The organism is Cupriavidus sp. FW305-27, from assembly GCF_058787995.1.
In genome coordinates this window covers 1-25678 of the sequence record NZ_JBYTAG010000079.1, presented here as the reverse complement: position 1 = coordinate 25678, position 25678 = coordinate 1, and the positions used below count along the sequence as shown (strand labels likewise).

The 25678-nt window shown below is 58.4% G+C and carries 18 protein-coding genes; all 18 read left to right on the top strand.

Annotated features, from left to right (window positions below):
- Positions 1-210 precede the first annotated feature (210 nt).
- Positions 211-1736 (top strand): IS3 family transposase gene (locus AC3WRI_RS28590; RefSeq protein WP_454742974.1). Its coding sequence is split into 2 segments (ribosomal slippage): positions 211-595 and positions 595-1736, totalling 1527 coding nucleotides; the frame shifts between segments, so codons are not numbered across the junction.
- Between the two features lie 590 nt (positions 1737-2326).
- Positions 2327-2722 carry a MerR family transcriptional regulator gene (locus tag AC3WRI_RS28585; protein ID WP_436226847.1) on the top strand — a complete coding sequence of 132 codons (396 nt, stop codon included), beginning with the start codon at positions 2327-2329 and terminating at the stop codon, positions 2720-2722.
- A gap of 42 nt (positions 2723-2764) precedes the next feature.
- Positions 2765-3652, top strand: coding sequence for a transporter substrate-binding domain-containing protein (locus tag AC3WRI_RS28580; protein ID WP_436226846.1), 888 nt, complete (start codon positions 2765-2767; stop codon positions 3650-3652).
- 74 nt (positions 3653-3726) lie between these two features.
- Positions 3727-6843 (top strand): sensor domain-containing protein, encoded by a 3117-nt coding sequence (locus AC3WRI_RS28575; protein WP_436226845.1) that lies wholly within the window; start codon positions 3727-3729, stop codon positions 6841-6843.
- A 220-nt stretch (positions 6844-7063) separates the two neighbouring features.
- The gene (locus tag AC3WRI_RS28570) at positions 7064-7633 is read left to right on the top strand and encodes a TetR/AcrR family transcriptional regulator (protein ID WP_436226844.1); all 570 of its coding nucleotides are present in this window, start codon (positions 7064-7066) and stop codon (positions 7631-7633) included.
- A 68-nt stretch (positions 7634-7701) separates the two neighbouring features.
- The gene (locus AC3WRI_RS28565) at positions 7702-8277 is read left to right on the top strand and encodes a carboxymuconolactone decarboxylase family protein (RefSeq protein ID WP_436226843.1); all 576 of its coding nucleotides are present in this window, start codon (positions 7702-7704) and stop codon (positions 8275-8277) included.
- 124 nt (positions 8278-8401) lie between these two features.
- Entirely contained in the window at positions 8402-8809 is a 408-nt protein-coding gene (locus AC3WRI_RS28560; protein WP_436226842.1) for a hypothetical protein, read from the top strand.
- A 1150-nt stretch (positions 8810-9959) separates the two neighbouring features.
- Positions 9960-12080, top strand: a complete 2121-nt coding sequence (locus tag AC3WRI_RS28555; protein ID WP_492294549.1) for a putative bifunctional diguanylate cyclase/phosphodiesterase — start codon at positions 9960-9962, stop codon at positions 12078-12080.
- Positions 12081-12442: 362 nt separating this feature from the next.
- Positions 12443-12763 (top strand): flagellar transcriptional regulator FlhD, encoded by a 321-nt coding sequence (gene flhD / locus AC3WRI_RS28550; RefSeq protein WP_436226840.1) that lies wholly within the window; start codon positions 12443-12445, stop codon positions 12761-12763.
- On the top strand, positions 12760-13362 hold the full coding sequence (gene flhC / locus AC3WRI_RS28545) for a flagellar transcriptional regulator FlhC (protein ID WP_454744158.1): 603 nt from the start codon (positions 12760-12762) through the stop codon (positions 13360-13362). The genes flhD and flhC overlap by 4 nt, the downstream gene beginning before the upstream one ends.
- A gap of 461 nt (positions 13363-13823) precedes the next feature.
- Positions 13824-18284 carry a PAS domain S-box protein gene (locus AC3WRI_RS28540; protein ID WP_436226839.1) on the top strand — a complete coding sequence of 1487 codons (4461 nt, stop codon included), beginning with the start codon at positions 13824-13826 and terminating at the stop codon, positions 18282-18284.
- Positions 18285-18445: 161 nt separating this feature from the next.
- Complete coding sequence (locus AC3WRI_RS28535) at positions 18446-19624, top strand: response regulator (protein WP_436226838.1); 1179 nt, start codon at positions 18446-18448, stop codon at positions 19622-19624.
- 112 nt (positions 19625-19736) lie between these two features.
- Positions 19737-20933, top strand: coding sequence for an EAL domain-containing response regulator (locus AC3WRI_RS28530; protein ID WP_436226837.1), 1197 nt, complete (start codon positions 19737-19739; stop codon positions 20931-20933).
- 193 nt (positions 20934-21126) lie between these two features.
- Positions 21127-21522: a chemotaxis response regulator CheY gene (gene cheY / locus AC3WRI_RS28525; protein ID WP_492294547.1), complete on the top strand. Its 396-nt coding sequence runs from the start codon at positions 21127-21129 to the stop codon at positions 21520-21522.
- Positions 21523-22025: 503 nt separating this feature from the next.
- Positions 22026-22238 carry a hypothetical protein gene (locus tag AC3WRI_RS28520; protein WP_436226835.1) on the top strand — a complete coding sequence of 71 codons (213 nt, stop codon included), beginning with the start codon at positions 22026-22028 and terminating at the stop codon, positions 22236-22238.
- Positions 22239-22338: 100 nt separating this feature from the next.
- Positions 22339-22605, top strand: coding sequence for a hypothetical protein (locus tag AC3WRI_RS28515; protein ID WP_454742967.1), 267 nt, complete (start codon positions 22339-22341; stop codon positions 22603-22605).
- Positions 22606-23242: 637 nt separating this feature from the next.
- On the top strand, positions 23243-23770 hold the full coding sequence (locus AC3WRI_RS28510; protein ID WP_436226852.1) for an OmpH/Skp family outer membrane protein: 528 nt from the start codon (positions 23243-23245) through the stop codon (positions 23768-23770).
- Between the two features lie 88 nt (positions 23771-23858).
- Positions 23859-25550 (top strand): site-specific integrase, encoded by a 1692-nt coding sequence (locus AC3WRI_RS28505; RefSeq protein WP_436226833.1) that lies wholly within the window; start codon positions 23859-23861, stop codon positions 25548-25550.
- Positions 25551-25678: the final 128 nt, after the last annotated feature.

Genomic DNA, 25678 nt, shown 5'->3' with positions numbered 1-25678 from the left:
TAGCAGTTCAGCGCCCTCGTCTCAGTAGCGAGAAGGACCAACGATATGACGAATGCGAAGGGCTTGTGCAAGACGAAAAGCCCGGTATCACCAAGTTGATGCTTTAGCTGTGCTTGAGCCGTATGCGGTGAAAGTCGCTCGTACGGTTCTTTGGGGAGGGAGCAGCGGAGACGCTGCTCTCTTACCCGCTAGGACCGGGCGGTAGCACGGTTGTTACCGCCGGAGAGTGCGGCGGTGGAAGTGGTTTCAAGGGAATTGGGTGTGGCAGTGGCCACGCTGGAGCGCTGGCGTGCGGACGCTATGTCCATGCCCGCTCGCGAGCGGGCATGGACAGCGGCGGCCAGGTTTGAGGCGGTACTGGCGACGGCTGCGATGGACGAGGCCAGCAAGAACGCCTGGTGCCGTGAGAACGGTGTGTATCCGCAGGAGTTGGAGCAGTGGCGCACTGCCGCCACGCAGGCGCTGGCTGAGCCCGAGGATGCGCGCGCCACCCAGCGTGAGACAAAGGCCGATCGGCGCCGCATCAAGGAACTCGAGCGCGAGCTGCGCCGCAAGGAGAAGGCCCTGGCCGAAGCCGCCGCCCTGTTGATACTCTCAAAAAAGCTCGAGGGGATCTTCCCGAAGGACAAGGACGAGGACGCATGATCGGCCTGGAAGATCGCCAAACGATGGTCCGCCATATCGAAACCGCTCACGCAGGCGGTGCTCGCCTGCGCCTGGCCTGCGAGGTAGCTGGCATCACCGTGCGCACGCTGCAACGCTGGAAGGCCCACGATGGCTTGGTGGTCGGCGACCGCCGCCCCGGGGCCGAGCGGCCCACGCCCGCGCATGCGCTGAGCATCGAGGAGCGCGAACGCATTCTGGCCGTTGCCAACGAGCCGCGCTTCGCCGACATGCCGCCGGCGCGCATCGTGCCCATGCTGGCCGATGAGGGTGCCTACCTGGCCAGCGAATCGAGCTTTGGTCGGGTGCTGCGCGCCCATGGGCAGACCCGGCATCGAGGACGCGCCAAGGCACCGCGGCAAAGCCGCCCACCTACCACGCACGTGGCCACGGGGCCGCGCCAACTGTGGTGCTGGGACATGACCTACCTGCCGGCCGAGGTCGCCGGGCGCTGGTTTTATCTCTACCTCATCCTGGACGTGTACAGCCGCAAGATCGTGGGCTTCGAGGTCCACGATCGGGACGACGCCAACCACGCAGCGCATCTGGTCAAGCGCACGGCGCTGGCCGAGGGTATTCACGCCATGGCGACCAAGCCGGTGCTGCACGGGGACAACGGCGCCACGCTCAAGGCCACTACGGTGCTGGCGATGTTGCACTGGCTGGGCGTCAAGCCCTCATATTCTCGCCCACGCGTGAGCGACGATAACGCGTTTGTAGAAAGCCTCTTCCGCACGGCCAAGTACCGTCCGGAGTTCCCGTCCAAGGGCTTTGCCGATCTGGCCGCGGCGCGCACCTGGGCGGCCCACTTCGTCCACTGGTACAACTATGAACACCGGCACAGCGGCATCCGCTACGTGAGCCCGGCGCAGCGGCACGCCGGACAAGACGACAAGATTCTCGCCGCGCGCCACGCGCTGTATGTTCAGGCCCGTGAGTGCAACCCGCGTCGCTGGTCATGCAACACGCGAGACTGGTCGCCAATCGACACGGTCACGCTCAATCCGGAGCGCGAGATTGCCGTGCCCACCGGTATCAAGCCAGGCGCCGAAAACCAACGTTTGGCTGCATGAATGAGGCGACATCTACCTTGACGCGCGCCGCTGCGTTCTGAGCAGTGGGCCCACAATGCCACTGCCTGTCCCGCTATCGACAAGGCTGCGCTAGCGACTCGTTGAGCTTGTCGCAGTTTTTCCGCCAGTTACTGTCCTGTGAATTTCTGGCAACTAGCGTAAAACACTCGTCCATATTTTTAGACGGACGACTGCCGTTTCAATCCACTTCGAAAAAAATCCCGCATCGGGAGTGTATGCGGGAAGCGCCAAACGGGGTAAGGCGCTTGGTAACTAAATTATTTACTGAGCAGTCAAAAGTCAGGTTATAAACGCTCCCTCGGGTCCGGTAAATTAAAAATGCCCGGCATATTTAATCTCCACTGCGATCTTTTGCAAGAAATTTACGGCGATGCTGTAACTCAGAACACGGGGCGCAAAAATCACGAGTGATGTTATATTTTCAATGGCTTGCGATTTTGTTAACGCTTTGTTACAGTCTATAAAAAATAAATTTATCCTACTGGGACATCGTTGAAGCTCCGGACTAAGGGTCCCTGCCCTCTGCGCGGAAGGACTCTAACTCCGTAGGGAACTACAGAGTCAAGCAGGTGGGTTACACGATTGGTCAATTGGCGCAGCAAGCGGGTGTCGGCGTTGAGACGGTCCGCTACTATCAATCCTTGGGCTTACTGGATGTGCCCAATACGCCACTTGGCGGGCAGCGCCGTTATGAGGACGCTCACCTCCGACAACTACGTTTAATTCGTCGTGCCCAGACTTGTGGGCTTTCCCTTGCTGACGTCGGGATTCTTGTTGGGCAGGATTCCTCTTGTCAGACAATCTGTGGCGTGATCGCAAGGCGTCTAGCGATGATCGAAGCCAAGCTTTCCGAATTTCAGACGATGAAAGCCGAGTTGCATGGCCTTCTGAATCAATGTTCCAATGCAGCTCCTGACTCCTATTGTCCGGCGCTGGACCATCTTGCGAATAAAACACGTAGCTAATGATCCGAAACTCCTCCGATCCTGGTTGTCGAGGATGTGCTAATGACCTTTTACTCGGCAGGCATGCATTTGATTAAGCTGTTGCGACGGCCTTACCTCTTGGCGGCCACGCTGGTGGGCCTAGTCAGTGTGTCGCTGGCAATATTTGTGCTCGACATGAACCATGAGGACACGCTGGCCCGCTATCAACGTGGCCAAGCGTTGCGAGTAGGGTACGCCATCGAAGAACCATTCGCGATGGTCGAAGTAGATGGCAGAGTTACCGGCGAGGCGCCGGAGGTCTTGCGTCATGCTTTGCGCTCCCTCGGCAGGGAGAATGTGGTATGGCTGCAGGCGGATCTCGCTAGTCTCATTCACGAACTCGAAAGCGGTCGCATTGACATCATCGCCGCCGGCATGTTCGTCACGCCTGCGCGCGCGCAGCGCGTGCTCTTCACTCGCCCAACGGCAACAATTCAACCAGGCTTGTTGGTTCGTTATGGGAATCCTCTTCATCTTCGTTCGCTAAGCCACATAGCAGCGCAGCCGACCGTGAAGTTGGCCGTTATCGACGGCTCCGTCGAGCAGCAGTTGGCACATAAAGCAGCACTGTCGGAAGCGCAAATTCAAGCCTTTCCGGACGCGGCTGCAGCGGCGGGCGCAGTTAGAACAGGCCTTGCAGATGTTTTTATGCTTTCTTTCGTATCGCTGCATTTTTTGGTCACAAGAGCAGAGGCTGGCATATTCGAACTCGTCGCGCCGGATACCACGCGCGACGGGAATTTCGCCGGCCTGCCGGCATTTGCCATGCGTCTGGAAGATAAGCGACTGCGAGATGCTATCGACAATGCATTGGCGGACTTCTTGGGTAGCCCCGCGCATCTGGAACTGATGCGGCGGTTCGGCCTTCTCGACGACAATATTGCACTTGCACCGGGCATCTCGGGATAATGACCAGGCATCCGAACCAGTTTCCGGGTCCTGCGCCACTTTTGGTTGCGCTCACGTTGTTCGCCTGCATAACGATGGCGCTGATGACCTGGTCAAATTACCGTTCCGATCAGACATTGCGTGAAGGCTTGATTGCCCTCGACCGTCTATCTGAGAGCCGCCGCGCGGCCACTGCGGCCGAGTTGCACCTGGAGCGTATCCTAAATGGCGATCCCTCCTCGACCCGGGGTCTGCTGATTGCAAGTCTCGCTCGTGCGCGTGAGGCCGGCCATGGCCTTGTGAAAGGTAACGGAAAACTTGCTGATTTCGCCGTCACGCAGGGCTCCACCGTCCGCATCGACGCGACCGCGATCGCTTATGGTGACAAGCTCGAGACGATGGCTGGTGCTATTCGTCAGAGGCTCGCTAATCCACGTAGTACTACGCAGCTCGAATTGCGGATGCATTACAGAGCGGTCGAGCAAGCGGCGTCAGAAGTGGAGAGCATCCTGCTTCGAGAGATCGCTGCCCGGCGTAGCGCATTGCATCGGCTCGATGCATTGAATATCGCGCTTGTCGGCCTGCTGACACTGGTCCTGTTTGCGTTACTCGCGCGAACCGAGCGACGTCATGCCTGTGCTCTGGAAGAGCTCTCCAAGAGGGAGTCACATCTACGCGCCTTTGTCTCGGCGATGCCTGGCGTATCATTTCTACTCGATGCTGAGGGGCGGTATCTTGGAGTATTTGGCAGCGACACCGAGCTACTTCTTCAGCCAGCCACGGCCATCCTGCAACGCAGGATCACGGATATCTTGCCGGCAGACGCCGCTGACGGCTGCCTCAGTGTCGTCAGGGGAACGCTCTCGAGCCGACGCACTACGGCATACGAATACCGGTTGACAATCGATGGAAGCGAACGCTGGTTCGATGCCCGCGTTGCTCCGATTGGTAATACCGACAGCGTGATCTGGCTGGCTTGGGACGTCACCGAGCGGCACGGCGCCGAACAGCGTGTGCGTGAACTGTCTCGCCTATACGGCTTCCTAAGTCACGTGAACCAGGCAAGCATGCACGCGAGCACGCGGGAGATGCTGTTTGAGCGTGTGTGCGATGCTGCGTTGCGATTCGGCGGATTTCGCCGGGCCTGGATCGAAGCGATCGATATTGTCGGCATAACAACGCGCAAGGCAGACACTAAGGCCACCGTCCCTGATTCGGTCGATCTCCGCAACGGCGATCCGATCGATGCCTGGAGCCGCGGGGAAGTCGTTTATATCACCGGCTTTCGGGATGGTGACATCGCTCCGAATTGGGCGGTCGGAGACTTGACGGGTGGCATGAGCGCCTGCGCCGGGATTCCATTGCGGTGCGATAAGGAGCTGATCGGTGTGCTCCATCTCGCCAGCGACGTGCTTGATCTCAAACGTAGCGAGGAAGTGGATCTGCTGCGAGAGATCGGCGGCGACATCTCCCTTGCGCTGACTCGCCTCAATATTGTCGCCAAGCATGCTGCACAGGCCGCCCGGATTCACTTGCTGGCAGCAGCCTTAGAAAGCTCGCGAGACGGCATCATCATCACGGATCTGGATACCCGTATCGTTTCCGCCAACCGCGCGTTCAGCAGTCTAACTGGCTATGACGAGGTCGAAGCAGTAGGCCATCCCCTCAGTCTTCTGCGCTCGGGCATGCACCCGGTCGAATTTTATCGGGAGATGCACGATACGCTCGCGCGCGAGGGCTACTGGCAAGGGGAAATTTGGAATCAAAGCAAGAGCGGCAAGGTACTGCCACACTTCCTGTCTATCAGCACCGTCACAGGCGACAACGGGAAGGCTGAGCATTATGTCACCGTATTAACCGACTTGACACGTTTGAAGCAGGCTGAGAATCGGCTGGACGCCCTGACTCATTTCGACCCATTGACAGATCTGCCGAATCGTCTCTTGATTCGTGCGCGCTTAGAGCAATCGCTTGCCGTCGCGCAGCAAGGCGGACGTCGCCTGGCAGTACTATTCATCGATATTGACCATTTCCAAACCATCAATGATGGACTCGGTCACGCAGTAGGTGATGAATTGTTAGTTGCCGTCGCACAACGTCTGCAGGCTCAGATGAGATCTCACGACATCCTCGGCCGGCAAAGCGGAGACGAGTTTGTGGTGGTTCTCCATGACATCGAAGTCGTCAGGGGGGCGGATGAGTTCGTCCGTCAACTCATTGAGGTCTTTTCTGCGCCATTCTGCTTGCCGACGGTCGGCGAGTTGTTCGTGCAGGTTAGCATCGGCGTTGCGGTCAACCCAGAGCATGGCAGTCATGCTGCGGAGTTGATCCGGAATGCGGAAGCCGCCATGCACGAAGCGAAACGCTCAGGTCGTGCTACCTGGCGTACCTATGCCCCGGGCTTCACCTCTGCGGCGAACTCTAGACTGGCCCTAGAGGCGCGCTTGCGGCGAGCGCTACGGCAGGGGCTGTTCGAACTACACTACCAGCCGCTGGTCAACTTGGAAGATGGCAAGGTCATCGGGGCCGAGGCCCTGGTTCGCCTGCCGCGGGACGGCGGAAGCGACGTCGGCCCGTCCGAGTTTATTCCCCTGCTGGAGGACACCGGTTTAATCTTGCCGCTCGGCGCGTGGGTCCAACGCGAGGTCTGCCGTCAAGGCAGACAATGGCTTGATGAGGGCAAAGCAATCGATGTGCTTGCCGTCAACTTGTCCGCTGCGGAGATTCGTAGCGGTCATGTCCAAGGGCAGTTGCGGGACATACTCGCAGAGACAGGTTTCCCGCCAGAACGATTAGAGCTTGAAGTTACAGAATCTGGCCTGATGTCGCGCGGCAGCCAGGCGGTGGAGTTTCTGCGCAGTCTGAAATCGCTGGGTATCAAGTTGGCCCTCGACGATTTTGGCACGGGCTACTCCTCGCTAGCCTATCTAAGGCGCTTCCCTGTTGACAAGTTGAAAATTGATCGCAGCTTTATCCGGTATGTACCGGACGAAACCGGAGACATGCAACTGGTGGCCACCATTGTCGCGATGGCAAGGGGTTTCGGTCTGCGCGTACTAGCCGAAGGCGTAGAAACCGAAGCCCAGCGGCTCTTCCTGAAGAAACTCGGGTGTGACCTTTGGCAGGGGTACCTGTGCAGCCCGCCGTTACCAGCAGCAGCCTTTGCGGACCGCTTTCTTTCCTCGACAGGGGCTCCGGATGGGAAGCCGTAGGAATATTGCCACTCTCCCCGGTCCATTTCGGGGTGGGCGTGATTGCCATGACCCATCGACAAGCGAAGCGTTGGCTGCGTGTAAGAGTAAAAAGGCGAGTGGCGTCCGGGGTGCGGAGCCACGAAGGCGTCGAGGCATCCTTGCGAGACAACGAGCAGTCCTTGATTGTTAAGACAATCAATATATCATTGAGTCTGGCCCTTGGCAGACTCCGAGCAACATGGCACGATCCATCGAATTTGATCGAGATGAGGTTATGGCGCGTGCAGTAGACGCCTTCTGGCGCTATGGCTACGAATCCTTGCCTGCGCACGTCCTCGCAGGGGAGATGGGCGTGTCAAAGTCTTCCCTTTATAATACTTTCGGGTCAAAACGGCAGCTGTTTTTGGAAGCCATCGAGATTTATGCAAATGCAAAAGCTCTCGCCATACGAAATGCTTCCGAGGCACAGCGATTGCAGGAACAACTTCGAGGGATCCTTTTGCATATTGTAAAAGACAATGATGGCGGCCGTGGATGTCTCCTCGTAAATACTTCCATAGAATTTGGCTCACATGATCCCGAGGTGCGTCGGTTAGTCCGCGCCGGATTCCAATCCATTAAGGCTGCGTTCGAATTTCTATTCATTGCCGGCCAGCGATCTGGGCAATTTAAAAGAGATATAGATCCCGCAATCTGGGCGATGACCCTAATTGCTGGCATTGCGGGGCTGCGGGTGCTGGCAAAAGCAGGTTACACAGAGCGTCAATTATCCCCTGTTATTGATAATCTTATGCGCATTGCAGCATAATTTTTTGCGTCTTTTTGGACCGCATCGACCAGAATCAACAATACCCTACTTGTGCACTAGGTGACTCGATGACTCTATGCGCCCGTCTCTCCTTGCCTCTTGTGACCGTGGATACAGCAAGCACCAATGCCAGGGATATTCTCGACGGTGTTAGAGACGAAGTTGGCAGTATTCCCAATATGTATGCGGCGATGGCAAACGCACCGGGGTTGTTTGAGGCATACCTTTACAGCTACACCCAATTCCGCCTGGAATGTTCTCTGACGCCACTGGAACAAGAGGTGATACTTCTGGCGCTATCCGTTGCCAACGGCAACCCCTACTCAGTGGCGATGCATAGCGGCATCGCCACTACAGTCGTCAACGTGTCCCCAGACGTTGTCAATGCAATTCGTGATGGGGAGGACCTATTGGACGCAAGGCTTCGCGCGCTGGTTGGATTCACATATGCAATGTTCTTCCATCGAGGGCGACCGAGCCCAATCGAGCTAAAAGCATTCCTCGATGCTGGCTATAGTCAGAAGAATGTCTTGGACATCATTCTAGCCATAGCAATCACGACGCTCAGCAACTATACCAATCACGTATTCGAAACGGACCTGGATGGCTGCTTTCGAGAATTTTCCTGGATTCCACCCCCTTAGTCTTCATATGCAATTGCGTCGTTAGCCATCCCATGTGGAAAAGAATTTGGTCCTTTCGCGTTATTCATCAGGAGACGTAGACACAGCATGAAAGGCGAAATCGATGCCAAGGAAGAATTTTATTATGAAAGTGCAAGTCATCGATGTTGATCGACTCGTTTTTGGTTTCAATAGGTTGAATTTCCTGGATTTCGCATGGTTACACGAACGGATGGTGGAAGCGAATCCGAAATTGGAGAAGGACCAGGCGCCTCGCTTCAAAGAGGTGTTCCCGGACCTTCCGTTCACGCCGGAGTGGCTGGCGCAGGCATGGTCACTATATACGTCTCATGCGCCACATCACGCGCGCGAACTTGGGCGTGAGGTTACCTTCCTGTACTTTATACTTGGGCTTCAGGACGCTTGGCCGAAGCAGACAGTTTACTCGGAAGCCGTATTGCGGATGGCCATGAAAAAAGGAAGGGAGCGCGCGCATCAGATAATAAATATTGTCACAATTTTTCACGAAAGCAACGGTGAATTACCCAGCTGACGCTGGCCAGTCAAATTGCGCGACTCACGCGCAGGTTGTAAATTATTTGCGCTGAAATCCGCACGTATAATGTCTTCTGACAACGCTGCTTCCTGTTACTCTCGATTGAGATCGCTGTCAGCAATGTCACAATACGTGCCTGGTTATCAAACAACGAGGGATCACACGAGGTTTCTGCTTCGCCGCCGCTGCACCCTGTCGGTGTGGTGTGAACTTGGTGTGCGGCAGCAATCTTGGAAACAAGTATGTTGGTGGCGCCCTCACGTTGTTTACCTAAAAATGGATTCCGGCAGGATGGCTAGAACACCTCCGCATATTGGACCCGTTGCAGCAGTTGATGAACAACCACTGCTTACGCTAGAACGCTGGCGGGTGTATGAGACAAATCGAGGTGATCGCCACTTCATCGGATATTGCGTGGAAACGCAGGATGGCCGTGTGACAACTGCGATTCTTTCGTTCAATGCTAGTACGAAAACCGGCGTAACGACGAGCGGGCGGCGATATTTTCTGAAAGGCTGGCCCTGCTTCGATAGCGATGCAGAGCATGTCTGGTCCTTCTACACATCGCAGAATGCGATAATAGAGACAAGAGATGTCAGTCTGGAATACTTGTCGTCAGACCCTTGATGGCCTGACTTCGAGTTCGACACTGCGGCCGCATGCATGAGAAGCTGGCTGTGGAAGCGATCGCACGTGCCCGCCGCGAGGCAGGGCGAGCCTCCGGTGGAGGCCAAGGCGATCATCATGCAGGGCGCTCCGCCGCTTTCGCGGCCTTGGCCACCAGCCGCAACCCCGTTCCCCCGTCGCCGGTGGACGGCCGTTTCACCTCGCCCCGCAAGCTCGCCGACCGGGTGGGCGGAAAGTTCTGCGGACGTTCCATACCATTGGAACACCCTCCGCGTCGTGGGTACCACTGTCCGTTACATTGGTCTAATCTTTCACTTATTCTCATACCCGGAATCGGGGGCGACATTTTGGACATAGTTTGGGACATATATTGCACGGCCGCCCCAATTGACTGAGGCAGTTCAATATTGCTGCGGCGAGCGGAACCTGGAGAACTCTTATGAAGTGTCCCCCAGTATTGGCGACCGAGGCAGAGCGACTAGAGGCGCTGTCCGGGTATGGGCTCGAAAGCGATAGACCGTTGCCCAGCCTGGACCCGGTGGTCAAAATTGCCGCACGTGTCTTCAGGATGCCTGTTGCAGCGGTGAACATGATCGGCAGCGATCATGTCTTCTTTGCGGCAAGCACTGGTCTCGAGGGTGCGCAAGTTGACATGAGCCGCGACGTTTCGTTCTGTGCGCATGCAATCACCCGGAATGAAGTCATGGTGGTGCCGGATGCCACGCTCGACGAACGCTTTTACGACAACCCATTGGTCACGGGGCCGACCAAGCTGCGCTTCTACGCCGGGGTCCCCCTGATGTCGCCGGATGGCCATGCCGTAGGAGCGCTTTGCGTGATTGATGGGCAGGCGCACCGCGATTTCTCAAAGGAAGACTGCGAGCGTCTGCGCGAGCTGGCCAAAATGGCAGGGGACAGGCTGGAGTTGCGCCGCGTCGAAATTGCTGCGCAGGCGGTGCGGCGGCGTTCCTCGGAGGCATTGACTGAGGACCAGCCCACTGCCTTTGTGCAGTTCGATGAACGACGGGCTGTCGTCGCCTGGAACGACGCTGCTGCTGCCCTGTTTGGATACGAGCCGAGCGAGGGCCCCGGTCGAGCCTTTGACAGCCTATTCCCCGCGCGAGAGAGGGCGACATTGCGCCAGCTGGTCTCGCGCGCGGAGGCCGGTTCGGTCAACGAACCATCCATGCTCTCGGAACTGCACGGCTTGCGCAAAGACGGAACGGGATTCCTTCTCGGGTTGTCCCTGACTTGCCTGCGCACGAACGCGAAGCTGACATACAACGCCCGTCTGCAGGATCTAACAGCGCTGCGGCGTGAGCAACAGGCGTTGCAACGGCTAGCGAACATCGACATCCTCACCCGGCTCGCCAACCGCGCGTGCTTCTATCGGTGTGTGGAAGAGACGCTCACGCTCGCCTTGCCGGCAGCAGTAGTCATGGTCGACCTCGATGGGTTCAAGGACGTCAACGCCACGCTTGGCCACGCGGTAGGCGATGGCATTCTCCGCGAGGTGGCTCGCCGCCTGGAGAAAACCGTGGGACCGAACGATACGGTCGCGCGGATCAGCGGGGACGAGTTTGCTATCCTGCTGCCGGAATGCGACAGTGTCGCGCAGGCGAAGGATGTCGCTCATGCCGTGATTGCCAACATGGCCGAGCCGATCACCATTGATGGACATGAGGTGCGGCTATCGGTCAGTTGCGGCGTGGCCATCGCGCCGCTCCATGCACGGGAAGCGCTGGAGTTGATCGGCAATGCGGATCTGGCTCTGTTCAAGGCAAAGAGCATCGGCCATGGGCAGTCGTTCGTCTTCACCACCGCGTTACGGCATGAAGCGGTCGCGCGGCGGCTCTACAGCCTCGAGTTGCAGCGGGCAGTCAGCGACGGCGAATTCGTGCTCTTCTATCAACCGCAGGTTCGGCTGGCCGACGGTTCCCTCACCGGTGCCGAGGCGCTGATCCGCTGGCTTCATCCGCAGCATGGTCTTTTGTCTCCTGCGGCTTTCCTGCCCGCGTTGGAAGAGGGGGCGCTCGCCGTGAGTGCTGGATCGTGGATTCTTGATGAAGCCTGTGCGCAGGCAGCGCTATGGCGCAGAAGTGGCGCAAAAGATTTCCGTATCGGCGTCAACCTGTGCGGCGCGCAGCTTCGTGCGGACGACCTGGATTCACAGGTCGTCTCGGCCCTGGAGCGGCATGGCCTGCCGCCGCAGGCGCTCGAGCTTGAGATCACCGAAAACATCGTGCTCGAGGGTGACGAGCGGGCCGTGGAAACGCTTCAGCGCTTGCGGGACCACGGCGTGGGGATTGCCTTCGACGATTTCGGAACCGGCTATGCATCGCTCAGCCTGCTCAAACGCTTCCCACTTACCCGGATCAAGATCGACCGTTCCTTCGTGCAACAAATACATGAATCAGATCGGGACGTTGCCATCGTTCGCGCGCTGCTCGACATGGCACGCAGTTTCGGCCTGGAGACGATTGCCGAGGGGGTCGAAACCGAAGAGCAACGTGACACTCTGCACCGCCTTGGGTGTGAAGAGGGGCAAGGCTATCTATTCGGTCGCCCCTTACCAGCGCTGCAATTTGCCGAAATGTTCGAAATCGGGCTATGCGTGAGTCGACTGCATCAATTGCCATGACGTGGTCGTCTGCGAGGTGTCGGCCGACGACTTTCCATTATTGATGGGATGGAAGTATCCGGTCGACCATGATGCCGTCCCGGCAAGTGTGCGGCGGACTGGAGGCGAGAGGCTCGCGCCCGGGTAAGTGGGCTAATCAGCATGCGCCTTGCGTCGGGCAGTGCATGGACCTGCACCCATTGTCTTGGATGTGTAACATTCCAAGTTTTCTCGCGCAGATCGTTTGGCAAAGGGAAGAACCGATGCTATAACGCACTCCTGAATCGTCGTTACATATCGTTACCAAAGTTACTGGATGCTATGGGGCGGGCGACGCGTTTGGGGTCTATCTGGCCCTCTTTGTAGGGCCAGTAGGGAAGAAGATGGAAGAACTTGGCAGATTTCTGGATGAGATAAGGGAAGTTAACCTCGCTTATCTGCTTCTCGCGCAGCAACTCGTGCGCGAGAACCAGTTAGAAGCCATGTACCGGCTGGGTGTTGGCAAGGAAATCGCTGACGTCCTTGCCAAGCTCACGCCTGCGCAATTGGTCAAGCTGGCGGCATCCAATATGGTCTTGTGCCGGTTCCGGTTCGATGACCATGCCTTGCTGTCGACGCTCACCCACAACCCGAAGGGCCATGAGATGCAGCAGATGCACGCTGCCATCTTGCTGGCCCGCCAGCCGGTGGAGTCCTTCAATTGAGTGCGCTGCTGCAAGCTGCCCCGGCCCGGAGCCTTGCGGCCAATCCGGTGACCGGCCGCAAGAGCGTGCTACAGGATGCCAAGCAGACCCAGCTTGCCATTGAGTTGATCGGGCTGGGCGCGCGCTTGCAGGTGTTGGAAGCCGAGACCACGCTCTCGCGCGATCGCCTGATCCGGCTTTACAAAGAGTTGCGCGGGATCTCGCCGCCCAAGGGCATGCTGCCATTCTCGACCGACTGGTTCACCACTTGGCTGCCAAATATCCATTCGTCTCTGTTCTTCTCCGCTTACCAGTTCATGGTGCAGCACGGCGAGGCGAGCGGCATCCGTACTGTGGTCGCCAGCTATCGGCTCTATCTCGAGCAAGTATCGCTGCTCGGCGGCGAGATTGTCTTAAGTTTCACCCGTGCCTGGACGTTAGTACGGTTTATGGAACGCAATATGCTGCAGCTTTCCACCTGCACCTGTTGCAGTGGGCAGTTCGTGACGCATGCATATGAGCCGCAGGCGAACTTTGCATGCAGCATGTGCCGCCCCCCGTCGCGCGCAGGCAAGACCAGGAAGCTCTCGCAGCGCACCGTCCTCAAGCTGATCAGCTGATCCGTAGCAGTCGACGCCAATGCCCCAAACAGACGCTTGTGCGATACCACATTGGCGGGCGCGGGACTGCAAAGGGGGCCGGGCGCAGGCTTTTTTGACGAGATTCCATCATGCCAGTAGCAGCCAGTCGCGCCGTCATACGGGCAGGCCCGCTTGACCTGGCGCCGCATGGGCGCGTTCTATCAATCAGTAGAACTTATCGTCTTTGGCAGCGCGGTGCTTGCTGCCTTAGTCAGCGCTATCGGCGCCGAGTAACCAGCTCCCACTAACAATATCCGGCGTAGTCTCGATCCACCCCGCAAGCATGGCAAGACCTAGACGGGCACCCGACGAGAAACTTTAGATATGCAAGCACGCCGCGGTCACCAGGAAGGCGGGCGCCCTCGCGAGCGATAGAGCCGGCTTGAGCAAATCACTTAAAGCACAAGAGCCATGTTGGCCAACATGGCCGCAGAAACAACATGATCAGTTCTCCCATATCCGAGACACGAGTCGCGCAAATAGCAAAGCGCCGGTATTACTTGCCAGGAATGGCACTTGTCATAGCTCTTTGGCTCGCGCTTGGAAGCGCTATTGGCTGGGATGCCGACTCCGAGATTCGCACAGCACAGCGCCAGACGGAGGCACTGATTGACGTGCTCGATGCACATACCACGCGACTGATGCGCGAGGCAGAACAATTGGCCAATCTTGTTGTATGGCAGGTTGAAAAGCATGGGGTGCAGCTTCCCATGGATGCGTATGTTAAATCTAATCGAGTCAAACTAGACGTTTTCCTGCAGATAGCCGTCATTGACCGACACGGAATCTTACGGTCTTCCACGGTGCCAGATTTCAAGCCGATCGATCTGTCTGACCGTGAGCATTTTCGTGTCCATCTCGAAAATAGCAACCGTGGGCTATTTATTGGCAAGCCTGTATTTGGCCGGGCCAGCGGCAAGCCATCGATTCAACTATCGCGCCGCGTTGAGAACGACGAGGGCGATTTTATTGGCGTGGTCGTTATATCGATGGACCCGGCGTATCTAACACAATTATACGATGACCTTCGGCTCGGCAGTCACGGGCTAGTCGCAGTCCTTGGTACGAATGACTATGTCATACGTGCACGACGCTCGGGACCCAAGGATGCAGTCGGTATGGTGGCCCCAGAGAATAGCGTTCTGCGTCAGGCGCTCAAGAGCGCGCCGTCAGGATCCTATCAGTCGGAAAGCTTTATCGATGGTATTGCTCGCATCACCAGTTATAAAAAGCTAAGAGATTATCCGCTCGTTGTTGCCGTGGGTTTCTCGAGATTCGAGTATCTGGCCGCGTTTCGTGCGCGCCGTGATTTTCTGTTGATTGCCGGTCTGTTGATGACCACGCTCATCCTCTTTGCAAGCATTCGGCAAGCAAAGCTATTGCGGCGTGTCGTCGTATCGAGTAACCAGGAACGCGCATCGAGAGAGCGCGAGGCGATGAAAGCGGAACGCGTAGAGGCGCTGTTTCAAGCCATCCCCGATGTCGCCTTCGGTCTATCCCCCGAGGGCAAGTTGGACGGGCTTAACCCGCATTTCCTGAAACTTCTTGCGGTCTCTAAGGAAGCAATCCGGAATGCGACGTCGGACGATATAGCGGCGGCCTTCTTTCGTAGCGACCTCAGCGCCGACCGCCTTGCCAAGCAGGGGGCCTTGGGAACTGCCCTGAACAGCCCCACGGGTGAACGTGAATGCCTGATTTTCCGGGTCAAGAATCCCACTGCGCTCGTGTACGAGGTTCGTCTTGAATCCCGCCGAGGCGGTGGTAGGGTGGTGTTGATTCGCGATATCACGCTGCAGACGCGCGTGCGCGAGAGCGAACGTGACCTCGACATTACGCTTCATGCCATCAACGATGCTGTCATCTCCACAGACGAGCAGGGACGTATCAAGCGGATGAATCCGATGGCCGAGCAGCTAACTGGCTGGCCGAAGCAGGAGGCGCTAGCTCGCCCCCTTGGTGAAGTACTTCGAATCGTCGGTCCAGACCCCCAGCGGGAGGTAATGGACCCGGCACAGGAAGTACTCGGTACGGGTGTCGATCTGCACTGGGACGGTCAAAGACTGTCGGCCGCCAATAGCAACATGCTTCGGGATGTCATGATCAGCGCTGCGCCGATCCGTGCTGAGGATGGCGATGTACGGGGTGTCGTACTCGTGTTGCGCGATGTGAGTCGCGAGCGCGCCAATGCCCGGGCGTTGGGGCTCAGCGAAACGCGCTATCGCCAGCTTATCGAGCTCTTACCATACTCGGTCTTCGTGCAACGGGCGGGGCGGATCTGTTATGCCAATCCAAAAGCGGTGGAGACGCTCGGGGCGCCGTCGCAAGCTTCCCTGCTGGAACGGGAGGTGCTTGGCTTTGTCCACTCGGATAGCCAGTGGCTCGTCCGAGACCGCATGCAGCAACTCCAAGAAGCACGAATAGCCGTGCCGACAGCCGAGGAAACATGGCTGAGACTCGATGGATCGATTCTGCAGTGCGAAGTGGCTGCCGCTCCATACGACTGGGATAAAGAACCTGCGGCGCTCGTGCTTCTTCAGGACATTAGCGCGCGAAAGAATGCGGAGGCCCAGCGTGACCGATTTTTTGAGCTGTCGCTCGATCTGCTCTGTATTGCAGGGATGGACGGCTATTTCAAGCGCGTCAACCCGGCATTCCAGCAGGTGCTTGGCTGGACAACGCAGGAACTCTTGGCTCGACCATTCAGGGAATTCATTCATCCCGATGATCTCGCAGCGACGCGCCGTGAGATCGAGCGGCACCTGGCCGGAAATCCTACTGAGCACTTCGAAAATCGCTATCTGTGCAAGAATGGTACGGTCCGTTGGCTTGCCTGGAAAGCCGTGCGGGCCCCAGACGGCCTCATCTATGCTACCGCGCGGGACATTACGGATAGCCGTAGGGTGCGCCAACAGCTGGAGGGGGCCAAGTCTGATGCGGAGTCGGCTTCAAGGGCCAAGAGTGCCTTCCTCGCGACGATGAGCCACGAGATCCGCACCCCAATGAATGGGGTCATCGGCATGGTCGAAGTGCTGGCTCAATCGCAGCTGTCCCATGATCAGTCGAATATTATCCGAACAATCCGAGAGTCGGCCGACTCGCTCTTGAGAATCATCGATGACATCCTCGATTTTTCGAAGATCGAGGCAGGCAAGATGGAGATCGAGCGAACCCCCATATCGATCCGTCATATAGTCGAGAGTTTATGCGGGTCGTTGATGCCGGTTGCTGGAAAGGCGGGAGTGCGACTAACCAATTTTGTCTCGCCAGCGATTCCTGATGAAGTCTTGTCGGACGGCACTCGCCTCCGGCAACTGCTTTATAATTTGATCGGTAATGCAATTAAGTTCTCTGGTGGTAGATCCGACCAAGCTGGACGCGTCGAAATTCGGGCAGAGACGGTTAGTGGTAACGGCGCCGCTATACAAGTTCGTTTCACCATCTCCGATAATGGTATCGGCATGTCCCAGGACACGCTAACAAACCTGTTCACGCCATTTACACAAGCAGAAGCCTCAACAACCAGGCGTTTCGGCGGGACCGGCTTGGGCCTTGCCATCTGTCATCGTCTCGTTGAACTGCTGAAGGGTGAGATATCGGCCTCCAGCCAGCTGGGTGAGGGCTCAGTGTTCAGTGCAACGTTGTCATTCGAGATGGCAGAACAACCAGCCCCGCCGCGTGATGCCGCATTACTTGGCATCGATTGTATTCTGGTCGAGAGCCGTCTATTTTCCGCGGAGGATGTTGGCATTTATCTCACTGACGCGGGTGCGAGCGTAAGGATTGTGCAAGAGTTTGCTGGTACGCTAAGTAATGAAAGAACGCGTGATTCAATACCGGTGCTTATCGATGATGGCATGAATGACGCATATCATCAAAATGATCATCTCGAGGATACGGATGTCAATCGAGATATTGGACGCGTGGTCATCACGCGCACAAAAGAGCGAATTTCCCGGGCCGAAGATGCTAATGTGGTTTTCTTGGGAATTGAGATGCTCGGCTATCAGTCACTTCAGGACGCCGTGGCAACGGCGGTCGGTCGGGTCTCCTGCCAGAAGACGTGCGGCGATAGCAGTCGCCAAGATGGCCCCCCTACCGGCCCCGAGGACGGGGATGACTTGGAGCCGCCAAAGTCCGGCTTGATCCTTGTCGCGGAAGACGATGCGATCAACCAGCAGGTCATTCTGCGTCAACTTGGCCTGCTTGGATATGCCGCCGAACTCGCCAAGGATGGCAAAGAAGCATTGCTGCTGTGGCGGAGCTGTCGATTCAGCCTGATCCTGACCGACCTCAATATGCCCGAGATGGACGGCTATGAATTGGCCACTGCCGTCCGGCACGAGGAGGGCCTTGGCTCGCGCATTCCCATCTTGGCGCTGACGGCGAACGCACTACAAGATGAGATGACACGGGCCAAGGCAGCAGGCTTCGATGGATACCTGACCAAGCCCTTGCACCTGAATTTGCTGAAGGAAGCCCTGGAGCGGTCCCTGTCTAGCTTTGAAGCGCCTACGCCAGTGCCGCCAAAAGCAGAACAAGCATTGTGCGACAGCCATGCATCGCAGCTAAAACTGTCGGTGTTGACCGACCTCGTTGGCGACGACCGCGACATCGTGAATGGCCTGCTCTCTGATTATCTGATCGCCTTGAGAGGGCAGACTAAGGAACTACGCCTGCATGCCCGTAATGGCAACGCCCGCCAGGTCAGCTTGATTGCCCACAAACTGAAGTCCTCCTCGCGCTCGGTAGGAGCGCTAACGCTGGGCGACCTGTGCGCCAAGCTGGAGAGCGCCGGCAAAGCAGAGAATGATGGAGAGATCGATCACTGCATGTCACAGGTAGAGACTGAAGTGCCACTCGTCGAAGCCGCCATCGATGCTTGGCTGGGCCAGGAATCATAAGTGCGCCACCGGCACACGCGCCGCGACCTTTCCCATGGAGATGAGATGCCCGTAAGTCAGAAGGTAGGAGAAGTCATGGATTTTACAATTGCCAAACAGCATGGCTGGCTGCCATACAGAACTCGCCGTGCGTTGCGGGTGCCGGTCGCGGAGAGTGCATCATGAAGGGCAATCCACCCATCCTGGTGGTGACACCCGCGGTCGCGGATGCGGAGCTGGTGGCTGCCCTGCTGAGTGAAGAGTTCGACAACATCCGTGTCTCAACCAAGCCCGAGTTCGCCGTCAGCGACTTCGAGGAGCACCGGCCTGCGGTACTTGTCCTCGCTTTCGACAAGCTGGAGGATGCGGAACAGTATTATCGAGACCTCTTCCGTTTGAGCTCGGCTGCACCCACCGTGCCACATCGCACGCTCGTCTTATGCACTGGCAGCGAGCTTTGGAAGGTCTATGAACTATGCAAGAATGCGCATTTTGATGACTACATCCTATTCTGGCCGGCCACGAATGATGCGCCGCGGCTACGCATGGCTGTGCATCACGCCCTGCGGCAGACGCGCCAGCCCCCGCCGGACACTGTATCAGCCGGGCAGCTAGTTGCGTGCGCCAAGCAACTCGCCACTTACGATGCCCAGCTTGAGGACCACGCTGCAGAGCGCAGTGAGCGTATCGACTTAGCGACCCGTTCGCTCAGTCTGGCGGAGGCAGCCATCGCGAGGGAGCTCGATGGTTTCTTGCACAAGGTCCGTGCGATGCCGAGCGCGAGAAGCATGGCCGCCGGCGATGCGTCGGATTTCCAGCGCACTATCGAGCAACTAAAAGCAGAGGCCATCGGAAACCACTTGGCGTCCATTAAGCACACGATGGAGGAGATTCGGGAATGGCTTGGCGGTCTCTCGCTGCAGCCTCGGATCGAGTCAGCGCGGTCATTGCGGGAGCTTGCAGAAAAGTTCCAGCCGCTGGTGCTAGTAGTGGACGATGATGAGTTTCAGCACGACCTGTTGCGCGAGCTCTTGCGCGATGCAGGCTTCAGACTGGTATTTGCTAGCAGTGGGCTGGAGGCGACGGCCGGCCTGCGCCAGTATCGTCCCGACCTAGTGCTGATGGACATCGAGCTCCCGGATATCAGTGGCATTGAAGTGACGCGGCGGCTCCGCCGCTTGCCCTACATGACCGATGTTCCGGTGATCATGATCACGGGGAACAGCGAACGAAGCGTGGTGATCGAGTGCTTGAAGGCTGGCGCCACGGATTTCGCCGTCAAGCCATTCGACAGAACCAGTTTGATCGCCAAGATTAACAGCTCTCTGAGTAAGCTCGGCGTTGAAAGCAGCAAGTCCTGACTTCGCTTTGGGATCTGTCGGTGTTGGGCTGCACGGCGGCGCGTTGATGCGATCGATGGGCAGAGAATTTGTGCGGTCGCTCTAATAGACTATGGATAACGACATAGAACGAATGAAAGTGCTGGTGGTCGATGACGATCCGTTCGTCCTCAACCTATTGACCCGCCAATTGACGCAACTGGGCTTTCGAGACATTGTCGCGTTCGAGCGCGCGCCCGATGCCCTTGCTCTGCTCGAGAAGGAATCGCAGTCGATCGGCCTAATTTTCAGCGACTTGCAGATGCCGGATATGGACGGCGTTGAATTCGTCCGGCATCTGGTGGGAGCCGGCTATGCGGGGGGCTTGTTGCTGGTGAGCGGAGAGGATCCCCGTGTCATACAGAGCGCCCAGAAACTTGCGAAGATCCAAGGACTGCATGTCATCGGGGCCTTGCGCAAGCCCGCTTCGGCAAGCCAACTGAAGGAGCAATTGCTGGGCAAGCCACTTGCCTTCGCTCAAACCGGTCTGGCTGTTCAGTCTTTCCGCTTTCAAGCAGAAGAGCTGCGACGCGCGATTGATACTGGGGAGATCGTCAACTATTACCAGCCCAAAGTTTCGTTGCAAACAGCGGCGCTGGTGGGTATGGAAGCGCTGGCGCGCTGGCAGCATCCCAGTGCGGGGTTAGTGGTCGCAGGGCAGTTCATTGAGTTGGCGGAAGACAACGGGCTCATCGCCGAACTGACGCGTTTGGTGTTGACAAGCGCGTTACGTCAGGCACGGTGCTGGCAGGATGCAGGCCTACTATTGTCGGTAGCAGTCAATCTGTCGATGGACAGCCTCACCACACTGGACCTACCTGACTTCATTGAACAAACAGCCAACCAAGTGGGGGTCTCCCTTTCCCGGCTAGTCCTAGAAATCACGGAGTCGCGTGTAATGGCCGAACCGATGCTGGCATTGGATGTGCTGACGCGTTTGCGGCTCAAGCGCATCGCGCTTTCCATCGACGATTTTGGCACTGGGTATTCATCTCTGGCACAGCTGCGGGATATCCCTTTCGACGAGATGAAGCTGGATAGGAGCTTCGTCCACGGAGCATGGAGGGAACCACCGCTACGCACGATTCTTGAGGCCACGCTGGGGATGGCACGCGAATTGGGGATTCATACCGTGGCGGAAGGCGTCGAGGACGTCCAGGACTGGCAATTTCTGAGGGCGAGCGGATGCAATCTGGCTCAGGGCTATTTCATTGGTCGGCCGATGCCTGCCGGGGAAGTGGAAGCGTGGATCGCATCCTGGGAAGCGCGGCGTGCTTGCTTGACAGGCTAACTCTCGGTACCGTTCCACGCGCCGACGCCTTCACAACGGGATGCATGGAATCGCATCGCAGTAGAGCGTCAGCGCATGTGGCGTCAGATGGCTTTTTTGCGCGCCTAACGAGGTTCGGCCGCAAGTCTGCATATTGAGTGGGGTAACAGGCACTAGGATTAGTGCATCCACAGCTGTTTTTGGAGTCATTACCGTGGACACAAACCTCAAGATCTTAGTGGTCGACGACTTCCCTACCATGCGTCGGATCATCCGCAGCCTGCTCAACGAGCTCGGCTTTTCGAATATAGAGGAAGCCGAGGACGGCGCGATCGGCTTGAAGGAGCTTCGAGATGGTCGATTCCAATTTGTTATTTCAGATTGGAATATGCCCAATATGGACGGCCTCACAATGCTGCAGACTATCCGCAGTGACGCGACGCTGGCCAAGCTGCCGGTACTGATGGTGACAGCTGAGGCGAGGAAAGAGAACATCATCGCGGCGGCAAAGGCGGGGGCCAATGGTTATGTGGTCAAGCCGTTTACCGCGGCAACGCTGGAGGAGAAGATCACCAGGATTTTTGAAAAACTAGCCGCCGAAGGGTATTAGAAAGGTATTCTTGCGACAGGTCGCGCTTGAACACAGCATTTGCCTGCCACCTTGAGTCCAGCTGCACTGGATGGGAGTAGCGTCGCGCACGCAGGCGGCACGATAAACGTGCCCTGGTGCAGCCGGCGGCGGACCATTGTTTTCAGCTGCTCGAAGGCCGGTTATCCGTATCGACGCCCGTTGGCTAGGGCCGAGCCTATCTACGTCGGTGCATGCGCTGATCGGAGGCACGCTGCTGCTGGTCTTCGGCGCGGAGCACTCTCACCACGCTTATGCAACGGAGGGGGTCCTCACCAGTAAAGGGGAAGCGCAGCTGTCAAGGCGCTGGATTACAGAATCATAAGCTCGCTGGGCCGAGGCGCAGCTCGCTGGCGAGGCGAGCGTTGGCTCGCCAGGCCCACGACGAAAGGTTACCAAGCAGGTGTCTTGCGCTGCGTGCTAGGCTGTTGCGGGGCCCGTTCAATGAGACGCGCGCTGGGGTGTTCATTGGAAGGGGACCAACCATGTCTATCGAAAAGTATCGAGGATACATTATCGAGGGATTCGCAAAACCCGCGGGGAGCGGGGAATTTGCATCCCTGGGGCGCGTGACCAAAGATCGCCACGTCATCGTGGAGTCGGAGGTGCTCGGGCTCTACGAGAGAAACGAGGACGCACAGGGGCATGCAATTCTGTGGGCTCAGGATTACGTTGATCGGCTGAAGAACCCTCGCTGAGCCTAGTGCAAGTGTTGGCGCTCCAGTGGCACAATCACGCTACTAAAAATAAGAAATAGGGAGTGCCGTTATCATGCTGCGGTCCTGCGCCGAGTGATCTATGGGGCAGCAATTGCGATGGATTGTGGAGGCGTACCGGGGGATGTACGTCCACGCGACCGCCTTCAAAGTTCAAGTCTCAGACGACGTTGGGGCCCCCAAGCAGATGTGGGGATACACCGTGGCGATCGGTCGCTACGCGGACCACACCGATTGGGAGTACGGGCCGGAAGCTGATTTCCCCAGTTATTTAACGCGCGAGGTCGCTGAGCAGGCCGCGCTGGAGATCGGGAAGCGTGTGATTGATGTAATTCAAGATTTGGGCTGAGTTTACGGCGTAATTCTCGGATAGGGGCAAAAATGGCAAATCAGGTAGCCACGGACCTGGCGCGGCGACTGGGTGAGATCGTCGGGCGACATAGCCAACGGTCATGCCGATATGCAGATGCCGCTGGCTTTCCGGAGCTCATACCCCACGCTGGAGGGGAGTGCCCGTTCGATGCGTGACATCACGTATTCGATTGATTTAAGATCAGACATGCGCCGAAGTTAATTGACCCTTCCGACGCACTCCCGACAAGCCGCCAAAACCTGGCGGCTTCTTTTTATGCGCGCCCAGCACGTCTCGCATCGATGCTGCGGAAGAGAAAGCGGGGTGATCTTTCCATGCAAATCTGGCGGCATGGTTGCGGATTTCTCTTTCAAATCAGCCGGTTGTAGCCATCTGGCCTTCTTGGGACATCCCGTATAGACCTTGTCAGATAGGGCCTCGCGGGGTTTTGCATGGAAAGTACTAGAGGGCTATTCGGAAGATACTGAGCAGGCGGGCGTCCAGGCTGATTTTTATACCGGGGCGAATTGACTTGCTGCGAAACAAAATTCCCCATGGGACAGAGGAGATGCGCTCCCATAGGCAAGGCTTGCGGTTCCAGATTGCCACGGCGTGCTCACAGAGGCTCCGGTTCATTGAGACGTCAACCCCACTGCTCAAATCCCTGACCACCGCCGGGTTGGCCGCTGTCGCGCTGTGCGCGACAGCGGCGGTGCAGGCGCAGCCAGTGCGCGTCGCCGCTGTGAATTCCGAACAGATCCTGCGCGACTCGCAGCCCGCCAAGCGGGCTCAAAACAAGCTTGCGCAGGAGTTTGACAAGCGCGACCGTGAACTGCAGGACATGGCCAGGAAGATCCGAGCCCTGGCCGCCCAACTCGACAAGGACGCCGGCACGCTAGTTGATGCCGAGCGGCAGCGCCGCCAGCACGAAGTGGCCGAGATGGACCGCGAGCTCCAGCGCAATCAGCAGGCATTCCGAGAGGACCTGCAGCGGCGACACAACGAGGAGCTGGCCCGGCTGGCGAAGCGCGCTAACCGGGTGATTCGCCAGCTGGCCGAGCAGCGCGGTTACGACCTGGTCATACAGGAAGCGGTCTACGTGAATCCGCGCATCGACATCACCGACGACGTCATGAAAGCGCTGAACGCCAGCAGCAAGTGAGAGCGAATCGTGCTGCCAAAGGTAGCTATTGTGATAACTATTCTTATCACAATAGCAACGTCGATGCACTAAACTGGCAGACATGAAAATGCTGCCAGCCAACCCCCAGACCCATCCGGCGCCGCCTGACTTCCCCGATGCGGCGTCGCTGGCCGCGCTACGCGCATGGTACGAAGGGCTGTCGGCCCGCGACGCGGTGATGCACTACCTGGGCGAGCGCAAGGCCAGCGGCCAGTCCGCGCGCGGCATCCTCGGCCACATCCGGCGACTGCTGGCCGAATTCGCGCGCCGTCGGCAGCGCCAGGACTTGGCCGCCTTGTTCGCACACGGCGCGGCCGAGCGAGTCGGGCGGGCGAAGGCCATCAACCAGGCGATCGACGTGCTTCGCCGCCTACCATCGCCGGAACCACAGGTCAGTCATGACATCGGTCAATGGCTGCCGGCCCGTGCCGTGGGCGCGCTACGTGCGCACGGCATCGAGACGCTGGCGGACCTGACGGTGCGCATTCCGCGCCGACGCCGCTGGTGGACGGCGGTGCCCGGCCTGGGCCCAGCGAGCGCGCGGCGCATCGAAGCCTTCTTTGCCGAACACCTACAGCTCACCGAGCGCGCCCGCGCGCTGATCGCCGTGACGGACCGCGGGGAAATCGTGCCCTGGGAGCAACTGCGCCTGCCCCACGAAGTCGACGGCTCGTCCGGGACCTTTCGTGCCCCGCGGCAAACCTGCACCCTCAATGCGGACAACGACTACGACGCGGTCCAGGCCTGGCTCGCGCTGCACGAGTCGCCTGCCACCCAGCGGGCGTATCGCAAGGAAGCTGAACGGCTGATCCTGTGGGCGATCCTTGAACGGGAGCGTCCCCTGTCGTCGCTGACCACCGAGGATGCGATTGCCTACCGCAGTTTCCTGCGCCGGCCGACCCCACACAAGCGCTGGGTGGGACCGCCGCGGCCACGCACCTCGCCCGAATGGCGGCCGTTTGCGCAGGGCCTGTCACCGCGTTCAACGGCCTATGCCTTGTCGGTGCTCGGGGCCATGTACCGGTGGCTGATCCAACAACGCTATGTGCTGGCCAATCCGTTCGCGGGCATCAAGGTGCGCGGCAGCGGGCGGACTGCGCCGTTGGATACGTCGCACGCGTTCACCGAGGGCGAATGGCTGTTGGTGCGTACGCTCGCCAACGGCCTGGAGTGGTCCTACGGCTGGGACGCCGTGGCGGCGCAGCGGCTGCGCTTCGTGCTGGATTTTGGCTACGCGACGGGACTGCGTGCGAGTGAGCTCGTTGGCGCCACGCTTGGCGGCATCGAGATCGAACCCCATGGCGACCACTGGCTCAACCTGATCGGCAAGGGCGCCAAGGCGGGCAAGGTGGCGCTGCCACCGTTGGCGCGCATAGCGCTCGACCGCTATCTGGTGGAGCGCGGCCTGCCGGTCACGCCGGCGCGCTGGGACCCGCATACCCCGTTGATCGGCAGCCTCGGCCAGGAGCCTGCCAGCGGCATCACCGGCACGCGCCTATGGGGCGTGTTGCGGCGGTTCTTCGTGCAAGCGGCGGACCTGATCCAGGTCGACCACCCGGCCGCCGCCGAAAAGCTGCGGCAGGCCAGTCCCCATTGGATGCGGCACACTCACGCCACCCACGCGCTGGCGCGCGGCGCGGAACTGACGACGGTACGGGACAATCTGCGGCACGCGTCCATCTCGACAACCTCGATCTACCTGCACGGCAACGAGGTGAAACGGGCGCGGCAAATCGGGGCGGCGTTCTCCGCTCCCTAGCGACTCGGGGTGTGGCCAATTGGGGGCGGCCAGCGAGTCCTTGCTTATATCGGAATGAAGCGGTTCGTTTCTTTCTATATAACCACAGGGCTTGTGATAGCGGATTGGCTTTATCTTGGCATGACCCG